This window comes from Acinetobacter celticus, assembly GCF_001707755.1.
Lineage (GTDB): Bacteria > Pseudomonadota > Gammaproteobacteria > Pseudomonadales > Moraxellaceae > Acinetobacter > Acinetobacter celticus.
The window spans coordinates 465,784-482,211 of the sequence record NZ_MBDL01000001.1; the positions used below are offsets into that span (position 1 = coordinate 465,784).

A 16,428-nucleotide genomic window follows, 5' to 3' on the forward strand; every position below is an offset into this window, starting at 1 on the left:
TAGCCATGCATTTATTTTAAACTTTCAGGTAAAGACGACACCACAGTGGCTTTGGCTAACTCCGTTTTCATTTTCTGAAGCATTTGATAGGGTTGTTGTTGCACAAACATATTGCTTACTGACAAAGGAATAGATCCTTCCGGATTGGCAAAACCAGAAGTCGAAACTTTAACTTTTTGTGGGCCTAATTTTTGAAAAGTCCAATCCCCTTCATAATGCGTTAAACGTACATTTTGACTATTCTGTAGATAATTTTTTTTAATGGCTTTATTTTGAATCGTGATGATTCCTTGTGCATCTTTCGTCATTTTCCCTTGCACCACCAAGTCGCGATCTTTCAGTGGAAATGGAAAATCTAGCACCATATACAGCTGAAACTCCCCTTTTTTATCATCACGAGAAAGCATCTTAACTTGAGATAAATAAGGCACCCAACTTACGGCATGGTCGATATTTAAAATTAAGGCAACTGCCTGCTCTATCGGGACGTTCAGCGTAGTTTCTGCCTTATACATAAACACGGGGTTTTGATTGTCCTGATACGTCCAGACCTTAATATTATTTTTATTAATACTTAGTTTGGCATTTTCTAAAGGTTTGGCACATGCTGCGGTACTTAAAACCACAGCACATGCCATGAACATGACTTTTTTCATTCCACTTTTCATCTTATTTTAGTTGTGTTTTATTTTTTATTGCGATGTAAACGATGTTTTAAAACTGAATATCGTTAAAACCCAGTACATCTTTCATGTCATATTTACGTGCATCACGGCCCACCACCCACGCAGCTGCACGTACTGCACCTGACGCAAAGTTCATACGATTAGTCGCTTTATGGGTAATTTCGACACGTTCGCCTTCACCAATAAACATCACCGTATGTTCACCGACAATATCTCCACCACGAATGGTTTGGAAACCAATGCTTTGACGCTCGCGTGGCCCTGTATGGCCTTCACGGCAATACACAGCATCTTGTTTTAAGTCACGTCCCAATGCATCTGCAATGGCTTCACCCATCATCAGAGCAGTACCCGATGGCGCATCTACTTTATGACGATGATGTGCTTCAATCACTTCAATATCTACAGTATCGCCAAAAACTTTAGACGCAAGTTCTAATAATTTAATCGAAACGTTAACACCCACCGAATAATTCGCTGCATAGACCACAGGTGTATGCTGTGCTGTTTCATCTAAATGTGCTTTTTGTTCATCATTCATGCCTGTGGTGCCAATGACAATGGCCACACCCGCTTTACGGCAAAGTTCAAGATGATGTGCTGTTGCTACAGGTGCAGTGAAATCAATCACCACATCACAGTCTTTTAAAACCTCTTCTAAGTTGCCCACAACTTTTACGCCAACAGCACCAATACCTACAATCTCACCCGCATCGGCACCGACTAAACTGCTTTCTGGGCGTTCAACTGCAGCGGCCAACTGATAGCCTGCTTGTTGAACGGCTTGAATTAAGATGCGTCCCATACGGCCGCCGGCACCTAATACGCCAATGCGTGGGTTTGCTGACATAACATGTTCCTAATGCTGTTTCGAAATTGCTCTTACTATAGCAAAACTCCTGAGTTTGGCTAAGTTTAGTACGCAAAAAATCCTGAAAATCTAAGGTCATTTTTAGCAGAACCCATTGGATTGATAAAGCTTGTGGGGCAATACATGGCTTTTTAAAATATTGACTGCATTTCGATGTATCATAAGCCGGTTTTTTCTACGATGAATAGGCATGAAAAACTTACTGTTTGCTTGCGCTGCACTGTGCATGTTTTTAGCTTGGATGCTTCCCATTCACTATCGGCCATGGGCAACTTATACAGGTGAACTGTATGCTTTTTTTGCATTATTTGCTTTAGCCGCTGTCTTTCTAAAAGAAAAGATTCAGTTGCCCAAAATTGCACTCCCTTTGGTTGGCGTTGCCCTAATCCCACTGATTCAATTTGCCTTTGGCCAAGTCTATTATTTTAGTATTGCCTTGCTGGGCTTTTTATATGTCTTTGCCTTTTGGTTGTCGGTTTGCATTGGATTTAGCCTGAGCAAAAGTCCGCACAATAGAGATAAAACCTTTGATTATTTAAGCTATACCTTTTTAGTTGGTGGCGTCTGTACGGGATTGGTGGCTATTTGCCAATGGCTAAATTTAGATGCTTCACTGACTGCTATTATGATGAATATCAGCGGTTCAACCCGACCCTTTGCCAATTTTGCACAACCCAATAATATGGGTACCTTCTTGCTTATGGCCTTAATGGCCTGCCTCTATTTATATGAGAAAAAAGCGCTCGCGACCAAATGGTTGGTTGTTGCGACTCTTCCTATTTTAATAGGCGTTGCGCTGAGCCAATCACGGACTTCATGGGTGGCATGTCTGTGTATTTTCCTCTATTTATCTTATCAGCAATACCGCCATTTTATTCGTTTGCCATGGCGATATAACTGGGTTTGGTTATTGAGTTTTATTGGACTTATTTTTTGCCTGCCAGAAATTAGCCAATGGATTGCGCAATCTTCTAGCTTACAAATCATTGAAAGCCGTGAACTGGCAGAGCGTGCTGGAGGTGATATGTCACGTTTAGCCATCTGGCAACAAATGGCTCATGCGGTCATGGCACAACCTTGGTTGGGTTATGGTTGGTATCAAACCAGCAGTGCTTTCGTGAGTATTTCAGATACCGTTCAAGGGCCTGTTTGGATTCGTAGCGCACATAATTTTATTTTAGATTTTTTACTGTGGAATGGTGCTTTCATTGCGGTGCCTTTCTTTGTCTATATTGCCTATTGGCTCTATCAGCTACAAAAACATGCCCATTCAGTTGCCTCAATCATTGGCCTATTGATGGTCGGAATCTTTCTCGTCCATACGATGCTAGAGTTTCCACAGAACTACGCCTATTTTCTTCTACCTATTGGCTTTCTTTTGGGTAGCATTCAAGCCCAAAAATCAGATACGGCTGTTTTTACCCTTCCCCCTATTTTTATGCGGATTGTTTTTGCAATTGGGGTGATCTTAATAGCGGTGATTTATCGTGATTATGATGTATTGGTGCCTCGACTGAGTCAAACGATGCGTTATGAATATACGCCAGAAAAAATTACCCGCCACGATCAAATTTATCTGTTGAGCGAGTTTGAACATCGTATCGATATGATTCAACAAAATCCTTATCAGAAAATGTCCAAAGCCGAATTAGATGACGTCGAAAAATTGGTGCGGAGTTATCCAACCAAATATCATTTAATTAAGTATGCCAAAATGCTGGCCTACAATGGCGATGAAAATGAAGCCAAACATCAATTGTCTCGTTTAGAAAAAATTCACAAGCAACAACTGAGCTATCAGGATTTAATCAAAGACATGCCACAATAATCGACAATAAAAAAAAGCCTGCATATGCAGGCTTTTTTTTATAGAAGGGAAATGACTTAATCAAATAAACCGAAAAATGATTTCTTCTTTGGAGAAGATTTACTGTCTTCACCATCCATCGTTTCTTGCAATTCTTTGAGTAATTCACGTTGACGTGCAGTCAAATTTACAGGCGTTTCAATCACAATACGGCACAGTAAGTCACCTTGCATACTGGTACGCACGGGTTTTACCCCTTTGCCACGCAAACGGAACATTTTGCCGGTTTGTGTGCCTTCAGGAATTTTAAGACTTACACGACCTTCAAGTGTTGGAATTTCAATTTCTTTGCCCAAAGCCGCATCGGCAATGCTCACTGGGACATCCATATATAAATCTGCACCATCACGCTGGAAGATTTCATGCTCACGCACAACCACTTCGACGTATAGATCGCCTGGTTGACCACCACGAATCGCTTCACCTTTACCACTTAAACGAACGCGGTCGCCATTATCCACACCCGCTGGAATGGTGACTTCAAGGGTCTGCTGACGGTTTGAAACACCAGAACCATGACATTTGCCACATGGGTTCTTAATGATTTTGCCTTGACCACGACAGGTGCTACAAGTTTGCTGTACAGAGAAGAAACCTTGTTGCATACGCACTTGACCTGCGCCATGACAGGTTTTACAGGTTTCCACATCTTTCGGGTTTTTAGACCCTTGGCCATCACATGCATCACACGGTGCAGGTGCTGTAAACGTAATGGTTTTTTTAACGCCTCGGACTGCTTCTTCTAGCGTCAGTTCCATAACATAACGTAAATCGGAACCGCTACGCGCACGTTGTTGACCACCACGACCGCCACCGCCAAATGCGCCACCAAAAATATCGCCAAACTGGCTAAAAATATCTTCTGCGCTGAAGCCGCCAAAACCGCCACCTGCACCACCGCCCATACCGCCTTCAAATGCTTGATGGCCCATACGGTCGTACATGCTACGTTTTTCGCTGTCAGAAAGAATTTCATAAGCTTCGGCAGCTTCTTTGAATTTTTCTTCAGCTTCAGGATTGTCCGGATTCCGGTCTGGGTGATACTTCATCGCCAACTTACGGTAGGCTTTTTTAATTTCATCATCACTAGCGGTTTTAGCGACGCTCAAAACCTCATAATAATCACGTTTAGCCATGTCAGGCGATGCTCCTCACAGAATTTGTTTAATAATTAACTGTGGAGTGAAATTGGGGTTAAACCCAGTTTTACAAGGGGAATACTCAAAAAAAGTGAGTAGAATTAAAAAACCGCTTTATTTTTAAAAAATTTAGTGATGCCTTTAATCCAAGTATTGAGTAAATATAAGAAGGCGATACAAGAAAAAATCACACCTGCAACCGTACAACTAGTCACCCATAAATAGGTGTCCCAATAGTAGAAAAATAAAGGAATAAACCAAAGTGCTGCAAAGCAAGCCAAAATACTGTAGATCACAATGGCGCGCATGACCCAAAAGGCTTGAGCCTGCATCCAGACTTCTGTCGAATCGATCTGACTCACTTTACGGGCAAACCAGTAGGCAAATACGCCACTGATGACTGTAAACAGCGCAAGAAACATGAAGACATAAGAAATCGCAATATAGCGGCGATACTTGATAAGGTTATCTGTCGTCATGTCTTATTTAACCCCATACACTGCTCCAAAATGACTAAATGTCTGCAGTGACTTGCTTATTAAAATTATCAATCAAGATCAGGTGCTACTATATTAAAAAAAATAATATTTCGCACCCGATATTATGACACTTTTATGCATTCTGTTGATTTTTTTTCACCTTAAACCACTGTGCATATAAAGCGGGTAAGAAAAAGAGTGTCAACAAGGTCGCAATAATCAGTCCACCCATAATCGCAACGGCCATCGGGCCAAAGAAAATACTGCGTGACAGTGGAATCATGGCCAGCACGGCAGCCAATGCCGTCAAAATAATAGGACGGAAACGACGTACGGTGGCATCTAAAATGGCATCCCACTGATTCTGCCCTGCGGCAATATCTTGCTCAATCTGATCAATCAAAATGAGCGAATTACGCATAATCATGCCAGACAGCGCAATGGTGCCTAACATGGCCACAAAACCAAAAGGTTTATTAAATAACAGTAGGAATAAAACCACCCCTATGAGACCTAAAGGTGCGGTTAAAAATACAATAAATGAGCGAGAAATACTTTTCAGTTGAATCATCAACAAAGTAAAGACCACAGCCAAAAATAAAGGCATGCCTGCATTGACTGAACCTTGGCCTTTGGCAGATTCCTCTACCGTGCCTCCAACTTCAACCAAATAACCATTGGGAAGCTGGGCACGCAATTGCGCAACTTTTTCAGCTAACTCCCCCACGACACTTGCAGGTTGTAAATGCGTACGAATATCTGCGCGAACAGTAATGGTTGGCAAACGGTTACGATGCCAAATCAAGCCATCTTCAAATTTATAATGAATGGTGGCAATCTGTGCCAAAGGCAATGTGCCCCCATTGGCTGTGGGCACCGATAAACTGGCTAAAGATTCCACATCAAAGCGCTCTGCCTGATCACCACGCAGGCGTACATCTATCAACTCGCGCTTTTCACGGTATTGATTAATCGTCGCCCCAGTAATTGAACTACTCAGGAAATTGGCTAAATCTTGTGAGCTGACACCCATTTGACGAGCACGGTCTTGGTCAATATCCAGTGAAATAATTTTGCTCGGTTCGCCCCAATCTAAATGAACATTGGTGGTATTTGGGTTTTCACTGAGCAACTTAGCCACCTGCTGCGCCTGTTGGCGTACGATGGCCACGTCTTCACCAGAGACTCGATATTGCAATGGATAACCAACTGGTGGGCCATTTTCCAATAGCGAAACCCGCGTACGCACTTGAGGCAATAACTGACGAATTTGCTGATCGAGCGATTGACGAATCTCATCGCGATCATCTAAAGATGAAGCCAAAACCACGAACTGAGCAAAACTGGCTTGTGGCATCTGCTGGTCAAGCGGCAAATAAAAACGTGGGGTGCCCGTACCGACATAAGCCACATAGTTATCAATGCCTTTTTGCTTAGACAGGAACTGTTCCACTTTTTTCACGGCATTTTCAGTGGCAGTCAGTGAAGCGCCTTCTTCTAATTTTAAATCAATCAAAATTTCTGCACGGTTAGACGGTGGGAAAAATTGTTGAGGCACCAGTTTAAACATGGCCACAGACAGTACAAACACCCCCACAGTAATGGCAATTACAGTTTTACGATAGCTCAGACACCAATTTACGACTTTACGGAAGCTTTGATAAAATTTGGTTTGATAAGGGTCAAAATGCTCTCCGACAGCATGCATTACGGGCTGAGGTTCAGGTTGTTTGCGCAATCGTGCAATCAGGCGCTGATACCACGGCGCTTTCTGCGGAGCATGGTTAAAATCGGGTAATAATTTATCGCCCAAATAAGGCACAAAAAGTACCGCAGCCACCCAAGACACCATTAAAGCAATGGTCACCACTTGGAAAATAGAACGTGTGTACTCGCCAGTACTTGAGGCTGCCGTCGCAATCGGTAAAAATCCAGCTGCGGTAATTAATGTTCCTGTCAGCATTGGAAATGCGGTACTGGTCCACGCATAGCCCGCCGCTTTCATCCGGCTGTAGCCCTGCTCCATTTTAATCGCCATCATTTCGACAGCAATAATGGCATCATCGACCAATAAACCGAGCGCTAAAATTAAGGCACCCAAAGAAATTTTATGTAGCCCAACATCAAATAAATTCATGCCCGCAAAAGTCATGGCCAGTACCAATGGGATAGACAATGCCACCACCAAGCCAGTTCTAAAACCTAAAGAAAAGAAACTGACCAAAAGTACAATAATGACCGCTTCAGCAAGTACTTTAATAAATTCATGAATACTGCGTTGCACCGCCACAGGCTGATCGGAGACTTTTTTAAGTTCCATGCCCAAAGGTAACGTTTTCTGTAAATTTTGAAATTCTGTTTCTAAATTTTTACCTAAGGCAATAATGTCACCGCCTTTACGCATAGAGACGGCCAAACCGATGCCGTTTTCGCCCATAAAGCGCATACGCGGTTGCGCAGGTTCGCTAAAACCACGGTAAACCTCAGCAACATCGCCTAGTTGGATGGTTTTGTCGCCCACCAGCAAAGGCATTTTTTTCAAATCATCAATATTTTGTAAAGCACCGCTGACCCGAAGTTGAATACGGTCTGAACCTGTTTCAAAAAATCCTGCATTGTTAATGCTATTCTGTTTAGAGAGCGCTTCTTGAATTGCGGTAACAGGTACACCCAATTGCACCGCTTTGGTATTTGAAATTTCAATCCAAATTTTTTGATCTTGCAAACCCACTAAATTGACTTTACTGACATCTTTGACACGTTGTAGTTGTAATTGTAAGCGGTCTGCATATTCTTTCAGGGTGGCGTAATCGAAATCATTGCCTGTCAGGACATAAATATTACCAAAAGTATCGCCAAATTCATCATTAAAAAAGGGCCCCTGAACCCCAGCAGGTAACTGAGTTTTAATGTCACCAACTTTTTTACGTACCTGATACCAAACATCGGGTATTTGCGCTGATTTCAGCGAATCTTTGGCCATGTACATCACCATAGATTCACCCGGACGCGAATACGCCATGATTTTATCGTACGTGCCTGTACTCATCAGCTCTTTTTCAATTTTATCGGTCACTTGCAACGACACTTCTTGCGCTGTTGCCCCCGGCCAATAGGTCTGAATCACCATGACTTTAAAAGTAAAAGGTGGGTCTTCGCTTTGCGCCAATTTGGCATAAGAAAATATACCAACAATGCCCAACAAGATCATCAAATACAGAACTAAGCCTTTATTTCGAAGGGCCCATTCCGATAGATTAAACTTCATTAATCCACTCATCGGCCTGCCCCTTGTTGCACAGTCACCGCGCGGTTTTCTTTATCAATCGGTTTAATTTTTTGTTTTTCACGCAACAAATGTACCCCTCCCACCGCGACCCACTGCCCTGCACTTAAACCACTTAATACTGGAACACTGTCACGGCCATATGCCCCCAACGTCACATTCACTTTATGTAGGGTTTGATCTGGATTCACGACCCACACATAGGCTTGATTATTGACTGCTGAAACGCTGGAAAGTGGCACACTTAATACATTTTGAATATTTTGATTGAAGAAGACTCGGGCACTTTGTCCCAATTGAATGGCAGATTGACCTTCTTTTAACGCGACTTTGACACTAAAGGTTCGTGATTGATCGGCAGCTGGAGAAATTTCTCTGACATAGGCTGCAAACTTCTGTTCTGGTGCTGACCACAACGTGACCCATGCATTTTGCCCGACTTGAATACTCGATACAGCTTGTTCAGGCACGCCAATAACCACGTCACGCTCACCATCAATGGCCAACTGATAAGCTGCCTGCCCTGCCGCAATCACTTGCCCAATTTCTATATCGCGCTGTGTGATCACCCCATTTTTATTGGCAATTAATTGGTTATAACCTGTTTGGTTAGATGACACATCATAATTTGCCTGCGCCTGCTTTAAGCTGGCTTGTGCTGCATCAGATTGATTTTTAATGGCATCATACTGTGAGCGACTGACTGCATTAATTGGCAATAATTGCTGAAAGCGTTTTAATTCATCTGTGGCGACCTTAGCCGCAGACTGAGCACTGTCTAATTGAGCACGTGCAGAATTGAGCTGTAATTGTGCATCTTTCACATCAAGCTTAGCTAAGACTTGACCGACTTTCACGCGATCACCCACATCGGCATAACGTTCAGTCACTTGACCAGCGACACGGAAAGCTAAAGCGGTTTGCTGACGCGCTTGTACCTCGCCTGCATAGCTTTTTTGTTCATTATGGCTGCTACTTGGCTGAGCCACCATCACAAAAGGTGGTTGTTCGGTTTCCGCAACATCTTTGCTGCATCCCCAGAGGGTCACACAGCAAACAATGATCATACTGGCCGTGGCGGTCTTTATCGTGCTCATGAAGTTCGCTCTTATTTAAATCTGATTTTTAGGGCAAAATAGGCTGTATTAAATTGATTGTTTTTTAATTAATAAACCATGCGGTACATTAATTGTTAATTTTAGATAAAATCAATGACCTTAATGACATTTTTGGAATTTTTTTGCACATGAATGCTGGACGTCCAAAAGACTTAGAAAAACGTAAGCGTATTTTAGAGGCAGCCAAAATGCTGTTTTTAGAATGTGGTTATCATGGCTGTAGCATGAATAAAATTGCGCAAAAAGCCGATACCAGCAAGCTAACGGTGTATAACCATTTTCAGGACAAAGAAAGCCTGTTTATGGCAGCCATTGCAGAGACCTGTGACAAACTGATTAACGCCCAGCCCATTCATTTAAGCGCTGACAGCAATTTTTTACACGCTTTGTACCATGCTTGTGAATTGTCTTTAAATATTGTGAATTTGCCTGAAGCATTAAAAATGGAATATCTATTGCTCGAATTGGCTTCGCAACAGAACCCATTGGCACAGCAATTTTATAATGCATCCCATCAGAAACTCTGTAATTTATGGGAAAATTTCTTTGAACAAGCGATTTCGCTTAAATTTATTCGTGCAGATGTACCGCGCACTCAAACCATGCTAATTTTTTCACTCCTGCTGGGTCTGCGCCATCATGAAGTCCTGATGGGGATTCGAAACGTTCCAAATCATGCCGAACGACAACAGATTATTCAGGACAGTATTGAGCTGTTTCTACTGCGTTATGAAATAACTGCTTTCATTTAAAAAATCTCTGTTTACAACTGAATGTGGCATAAGCTGTGCTATTTTCTAAGCAAACTGAATCCGACTTTTGTCTGTGCCTACTCGGACAGTCATAGATTCAGGGTATAGTCAAATAAAGGACAACGGAGAGTGCTAAAAAATGATTCAACAAATTGATGCTCCATTACGTGACGATGTGCGCCTACTGGGCAATTTGCTGGGCGAGACCCTCAAACAGCATGCTGGACAAGATTTGTTTAATCAGGTTGAACAAATTCGTGCACTTTCTAAAGGTGCACGTGATGGTCAAGTCGAAGCAGAAAAACAACTCGAACAACTTTTTTTAAGTTTAGAAGATGATGAAATTCTGCCACTGACCCGCGCATTTACGCACTTTTTGAATTTTGCCAACATTGCCGAGCAATACCATGTGGTGCGCAGTCGTCGTCAAAGTGAATTTGATGAGCAAGCGCCCTCTCCAAATCCGCTCGATCACTTATTTCAAAAATTTAAAGATCATGAGATTTCTTCCGACATCCTCTATCAACAAATTTGTGAACTCAAAATTGAATTGGTGCTGACGGCACATCCAACAGAAGTTAGTCGTCGTACCTTGATTCAAAAATATGACGGCATTAATGACTGTCTATTTAAAATGGATCAACAAAAACTCACGCCACGAGAACGCCAAGCGGTACTACAAGACCTAAAACAATTGATCTGCTCTGCATGGCAAACCGACGAAATTCGTCAACATCGCCCAACCCCTGTCGATGAAGCCAAATGGGGCTTTACCACAATTGAACAAACCTTGTGGAATGCAGTGCCTAAGTTCATGCGTGAACTCGATGGCATGGTGCAAGATCACTGTGGTCAGGCTTTACCCCTCAATGTTGCGCCTGTGCGCTTTGCCTCATGGATGGGCGGTGACCGTGATGGTAACCCGAATGTGACCCATGACATTACCCAAGAAGTGCTGTGGTTATCGCGCTGGAAAGCAGCCGATTTATATGTGCGTGATATTGAAGACTTGCGTTGGGAATTATCACTTGAGCAATGTAGTGCAGAATTAAAAAATGCTTTAGGCCAAACACATGCTGAACCTTACCGTGAATATTTACGTGACACGCGTCAACGCTTAAAGGCGACTCGCCATTGGCTGTCTGAAAAACTGCGTGGTGTAGATGCCGATGAAAGTCAGGTCATCAAAAGCAAAGATGAATTGCTACAACCGTTATTGCTCTGCTACCGCTCCCTTATAGACTGTAATTTACCTGAAATTGCCAATGGTAAATTGCTGGACTTTATTCACCGCGTGAACTGCTTTGGCATTGAATTGCTCAAACTGGATATCCGTCAAGAATCGGGGCGCCATCGTCAGGCCATTTCAGCAATTACCGAATACTTAGGTCTGGGCAACTTTGAAACATGGACTGAACAAGCACGTCAAAACTTCTTGCTTCAAGAATTGCAAAGTAAACGCCCGCTGTTGCCTAAATTCCTGAAGGAACCTAAACAAAGCCTGATTGAACATCCCGATGTACAAGAAGTGTTTGCGACCATGCGTACCTTGGCAGAGCAACCGACTGAAAGTCTAGGGGCCTATATTATTTCTATGGCGGAATATCCAAGTGATGTTTTGGCTGTGTTGTTGCTACAAAAAGAAGCCGGTATTCAGCATCCACTTCGAGTAGTGCCTTTATTTGAAACCTTAAAAGATTTAGATGGTGCCGCCAGTACCATGAATACTCTGTTCAGTATGCACTGGTATAAACAGCATATTCAGGGTAAACACGAAGTTATGATTGGCTATTCGGACTCGGCCAAAGACGCAGGTTTCATGTCTGCCAACTGGGCCCAGTACCGTGCTCAGGAAGACTTAACCGATGTTGCAAAAAAATACGGCGTACAATTGACCTTGTTCCATGGTCGTGGTGGCTCTATCAGTCGTGGTGGCGCACCGACACAGCAAGCCCTGTTTTCACAACCACCTGGTTCAATTTCAGGTGCCATCCGTGTGACTGAACAAGGTGAAATGATTCGCTTTAAATTTGGCTTAGAAGGCATTGCCCTACAAAATTTAGAAATTTATACTGCCGCCACATTAGAAGCCACATTATTGCCCCCACCTGTTCCCAAAGCAGAATGGCGCAAGTTGATGCACAGCATGACCGACCTTTCGGTACAGGTTTACCGTCAAACAGTTCGTGAAAACCCACATTTTGTGAAATATTTGCGTACCGTTACACCAGAACTTGAATTGCAAATGTTGCCTTTAGGTTCACGTCCTGCCAAACGTAAAGTCAGTGGTGGGATTGAATCTTTACGGGCGATTCCATGGGTATTTGCATGGACTCAAATTCGCTTGATGCTTCCTGCATGGTTGGGTACAGGTGCGGCCATTAATCAAGTTATCAATCAAGGGCAAAAAAATACCTTAGATGAAATGTTGCAACAATGGCCTTATTTCCAAACCTTAATTGATATGTTGGAAATGGTCTTGTCAAAATCTGACAGTCATGTGGCGTTATATTACGAATCGCATTTGACACAAGATGAGGACTTAAAAGCATTGGGCGAAGAATTACGCCAACGCCTGAAAGATGCCGTGCAAACCTTATTGGCCCTAAAAGGCGAATCACAATTGCTCAGTAGTAATGATGTACTCGACCAGTCTATGAAAGTTCGAAAACCGTATTTACTGCCACTACATTTATTACAAGCTGAATTGATGAAACGCAGACGCGCCTATTTAGCCGAATGTCAGGCAGAAAATACCCCTGTCGATCATGCGCTCATGGTGAGTATTGCAGGAATTGCAGCCGGCTTACGTAATACAGGCTAAACACCTCAAGTCAAATAAAAGGCGCATCATTTAAGGTGCGCTTTTTTATTAACCATTTATTCCAAAATAAATATTTTTTTTATAAGCTAAATCAGAAATATTTAAGAACCATCAGCAAGAACCAATTACGATTAGAGACTGATTTAACACCACTTTTAAAACAAAATAAATTTACCATAAGGTAAAAAATAATGAAAATTCAGTAAATTAGTTTGACTGTTTTTTTTATTGTAGTGATTAAATCTTGTAAAAAAGAAGCGTATGATGTGCACAATTTATCTTTTGAGTGCTCATTTTATGTCCAGTTGGTTTCCCCAATGGCGCCCGTATGACGGCAGTATCGATGCACGCCCTGTAGGCACGAATGAGTATCTTCCGCCAGTACAAAGTGCTGTATTAGGCATACAACATGCTTTTGCCATGTTTGGTGCCACTGTTCTTGCACCATTTTTAATGGGTTTTGACCCCAATCTGGCCATTTTAATGTCAGGTTTATGTACCATTCTGTTCTTCTTTATGACCGGTGGCCGTATTCCAAGTTACTTAGGCTCAAGTTTTGCCTTTATTGGAGTAGTTATTGCGGCAACAGGTTATGCAGCCTCAGGTACGGGCGCACCGAATGCCAATATTGCCATGGCAGCCGGTGGGATCATTGCTTGTGGTGTTTTGTACACCATTTTTGGCCTGATTGTGATGGCAACAGGTACGCGCTGGATTGAGAAGCTCATGCCACCAGTCGTGACTGGTGCTGTCGTCATGATTATTGGTCTTAACCTTGCACCAGTGACCGTGAAAAGCGTAATGGGCAACCCATTCAATATGTGGATGTCATTGGTCACAGTACTCTGCATGGGCTCAATTGCCGTGTTTACCAAAGGTCTGCTACAACGCCTCTTGCTTTTGGTTGGCTTATTACTGGCATATTTCATTTACTTTATCGTATCGAATGTGATGGGCTACGGCACTGCTATTAATTTTGTGCCTATTCAACAAGCCACTTGGTTCGGGATTCCACAATTTCATGCGCCTGCATTCAATGCCAATGCCATGCTGATTATTGCCCCAATTGCTTTAATTTTAGTGGCTGAAAACTTGGGCCATATTAAAGCGGTCAGTGCTATGACAGGTGAAAATCTAGACCCGCATATTGGTAAAGCCTTTGTCGCAGATGGTATTGCAACCACATTGTCTGGCGGTGTTGGTGGCCCTGGTATGACCACCTATGGTGAAAACATTGGGGTGATGGCAGTAACTCGCGTGTATTCGACCATTGTCTTTGTCATTGCGGGCCTCTTTGCTGTATTTTTAGGTCTTTCTCCTAAATTCGGTGCAGTGATTCATACCATTCCCAGTGCCATTTTAACGGGTGCATCCATTGTCGTATTTGGTTTAATTACCATTGCCGGTGCTAAAATTTGGATTGAAAACAAAGTCGATTTCTCTAAAAATAAAAATTTAATGGTGGCTGCAGTCACGATTATTTTAGGTACAGGCGACTTTGCCCTGCAATTTGGTAGCTTTAACTTAGGTGGCATTGGTACTGCAACGTTTGCAGCACTGATTCTCAATTGGTTCTTTAGCCTTGCCGATAAATCAGAATAAATTCTGTTGTAAAGATTAAAGCAGTCGAAAGGCTGCTTTTTTATGCATGAATGTTCTGCAAGATCAGTCAGTATTGTATAAAACTATTCCAATTCGCTTAGGTTCATTTGACCTGTGACTGGTTTAAATATGGTTGATACGAGTAACCTGTCGGCATTATCACTCAAAGCTGATAAGTACGGATTCCATGTCATTTCTACACAAAATGTAATTAAGGACGAATTTCTTTCAGTTCACGCTGAATAAAATGATGAATCATATCGCGGTATAAACGCTCTACGATATCTTCATTGACCCCTTGTTCTGTCGCTAACAAACGGATTTTACTAATCACGCTCTCAACGCGTTCTGGAGACTGAACATCTTGAACCGAATGCTTAAAACGAACGGCTTGATCGACATAAAACTGACGTGTTGCAATCAGTTCAATAATGGCGTGATCAATTGCGTCTATCTGCTCACGCGCTTGTTCTAATGACTCAACTTTTTCTTTTTTCATTGGTTCTTAATTCACTTTCAGTTATGTTTTCAGTCTTGTACTTCTCTTCTAACACATTACTGAAAATACTTTCAATCATCCAAACACGATATAAGCTATTGAATACATAGCTTTGGCCATCTATCCGCAATTCCAGTACTGGAAAATCGGGTTGGGACTTCATTTCACAATGCATATCATTTTCTTTTAATTTTGCGCTCACATCTGCTGTGCTCAGTTCCTGCACGTCCAAGGCTTGTTGTAGCTGCTGAAAATGCGCTTTATAAGAAAGATCTTTACCTTGTGTCCAAACGGCCTGCAAAATTTGGTACATCGCTTCAATGCGCTGTTCTTCAGGCACGCTGTAATACAGTTGCGCCATGTTCTGTGTCGCAGTTTCGGTCGGACGACAAAAAGGCGTAAATGCAACTTCAGTTCGTTTCGATAACCGTGTTGCCAAACTCCAATCAAATAAATCTCGACCGTGATAACTCAGCGGATAAACATTCAGCTGAATATTATAATAATCGGCCAATTCTTCTTTAATATAAGCCAACAACAACCAAGACACTGGATCTTCTAAGGCAATATATAAATCTAGCTCAGGATCTAAAGCCTGAATTTCATTTAATTCTTCTGCATCACTAATGACATGTTCACGCCATTCAATATGATTAATCAGAAAAATCGGATTATCGGTCAATAATTTTTGCTGTTTTAAACGACGGGTTAACCGCAATAAATCATCTACTGCAGAATATTTACGTTCGCCAAATTCAAAAAAACTAACCAGCACGGGGGTTTGGTTAAAAATACGTTCTGGGAAATTTTGCGGTTTATGATGACGGCTGGCCATGGCATGTAAAGTACGTAATTTGCCATACTGCTTCTGCCAAAGCATATGAAAAACATCTTCTAGCAAATACAGAAAATCTTGACCACGTAAGGGAGTATTTCGCAGAATGGTTTCAGCTTGTTGTAAGGCTTCTGGCGTAGGTTGTTCTGGGGTTTCATGAAAACTAAAACGATGTTGTTTCGATAAAATTTTGGCATCGTTTAAACAATATTGTTGCCACTCTACAGCAGACATAAAATTGGGAGGTTCTGCCGTCTGACTGGAAATAATGACTTGTAATGGTTTTAGCTCGTCACTGAGGATTTCTTCCAGTTGCGGTAACTGCTGTACAGCCAAATAACTGTAAACATCATCTAGGCGCAAATAAATACTTAAGCCTTTGTCCGTCGGTAACACCGCTTGACGAATTGGTTTTTGATAAAACCAGCTCGATCGGAGTGGATCAAACCAACGGCGTAACAGTGACATGA

At 42.3% G+C, this 16,428-nt stretch carries 12 protein-coding genes; 4 read left to right on the plus strand and 8 right to left on the minus strand.

The annotated features are described in order from the left end of the window. Window positions 1-11: 11 nt before the first annotated feature. Both BBP83_RS02175 and dapB read right to left on the minus strand, forming a co-directional pair. Window positions 12-656, minus strand: a complete 645-nt coding sequence (locus BBP83_RS02175) for an SRPBCC family protein (protein WP_068885766.1) — start codon at window positions 654-656, stop codon at window positions 12-14. A 58-nt stretch (window positions 657-714) separates the two neighbouring features. Then, on the minus strand, window positions 715-1,536 hold the full coding sequence (dapB, locus tag BBP83_RS02180) for a 4-hydroxy-tetrahydrodipicolinate reductase (protein WP_068885767.1): 822 nt from the start codon (window positions 1,534-1,536) through the stop codon (window positions 715-717). Window positions 1,537-1,747: 211 nt separating this feature from the next. Here dapB and BBP83_RS02185 point away from each other — a divergent pair, with 211 nt between their 5' ends. Beyond that, a complete protein-coding gene (locus BBP83_RS02185) occupies window positions 1,748-3,385 on the plus strand; it encodes a PglL family O-oligosaccharyltransferase (RefSeq protein ID WP_068885768.1) in 1,638 nt (545 codons plus the stop codon). A 56-nt stretch (window positions 3,386-3,441) separates the two neighbouring features. Here BBP83_RS02185 and dnaJ read toward each other — a convergent pair whose 3' ends face one another. The 4 genes from dnaJ to BBP83_RS02205 all read right to left on the minus strand — a co-directional run bounded on the left by dnaJ (window position 3,442) and on the right by BBP83_RS02205 (window position 9,425). Next, window positions 3,442-4,560, minus strand: coding sequence for a molecular chaperone DnaJ (gene dnaJ / locus BBP83_RS02190; RefSeq protein ID WP_068885769.1), 1,119 nt, complete (start codon window positions 4,558-4,560; stop codon window positions 3,442-3,444). 104 nt (window positions 4,561-4,664) lie between these two features. Continuing rightward, window positions 4,665-5,042: a hypothetical protein gene (locus tag BBP83_RS02195; protein WP_068885770.1), complete on the minus strand. Its 378-nt coding sequence runs from the start codon at window positions 5,040-5,042 to the stop codon at window positions 4,665-4,667. 133 nt (window positions 5,043-5,175) lie between these two features. Next, window positions 5,176-8,310, minus strand: coding sequence for an efflux RND transporter permease subunit (locus BBP83_RS02200; RefSeq protein WP_068885958.1), 3,135 nt, complete (start codon window positions 8,308-8,310; stop codon window positions 5,176-5,178). A gap of 8 nt (window positions 8,311-8,318) precedes the next feature. Next, complete coding sequence (locus BBP83_RS02205) at window positions 8,319-9,425, minus strand: efflux RND transporter periplasmic adaptor subunit (RefSeq protein ID WP_068885771.1); 1,107 nt, start codon at window positions 9,423-9,425, stop codon at window positions 8,319-8,321. 149 nt (window positions 9,426-9,574) lie between these two features. On the opposite strand from BBP83_RS02205, the gene BBP83_RS02210 reads away from it, so the two are divergent. From BBP83_RS02210 to BBP83_RS02220, 3 genes are all read left to right on the plus strand, one after another. Then, window positions 9,575-10,198 (plus strand): TetR/AcrR family transcriptional regulator, encoded by a 624-nt coding sequence (locus BBP83_RS02210; protein ID WP_068885959.1) that lies wholly within the window; start codon window positions 9,575-9,577, stop codon window positions 10,196-10,198. Between the two features lie 139 nt (window positions 10,199-10,337). Beyond that, on the plus strand, window positions 10,338-13,022 hold the full coding sequence (gene ppc / locus BBP83_RS02215) for a phosphoenolpyruvate carboxylase (RefSeq protein ID WP_068885772.1): 2,685 nt from the start codon (window positions 10,338-10,340) through the stop codon (window positions 13,020-13,022). A gap of 297 nt (window positions 13,023-13,319) precedes the next feature. Further along, a complete protein-coding gene (locus tag BBP83_RS02220; RefSeq protein ID WP_068885960.1) occupies window positions 13,320-14,624 on the plus strand; it encodes a solute carrier family 23 protein in 1,305 nt (434 codons plus the stop codon). 211 nt (window positions 14,625-14,835) lie between these two features. Here the strand turns inward: BBP83_RS02220 and BBP83_RS02225 are convergent, their stop codons facing one another. After that, window positions 14,836-15,123 carry a chorismate mutase gene (locus tag BBP83_RS02225; protein WP_068885773.1) on the minus strand — a complete coding sequence of 96 codons (288 nt, stop codon included), beginning with the start codon at window positions 15,121-15,123 and terminating at the stop codon, window positions 14,836-14,838. Next, on the minus strand, window positions 15,104-16,426 hold the full coding sequence (locus tag BBP83_RS02230) for a hypothetical protein (RefSeq protein ID WP_068885774.1): 1,323 nt from the start codon (window positions 16,424-16,426) through the stop codon (window positions 15,104-15,106). The genes BBP83_RS02225 and BBP83_RS02230 overlap by 20 nt, the downstream gene beginning before the upstream one ends. Window positions 16,427-16,428 lie beyond the last annotated feature (2 nt).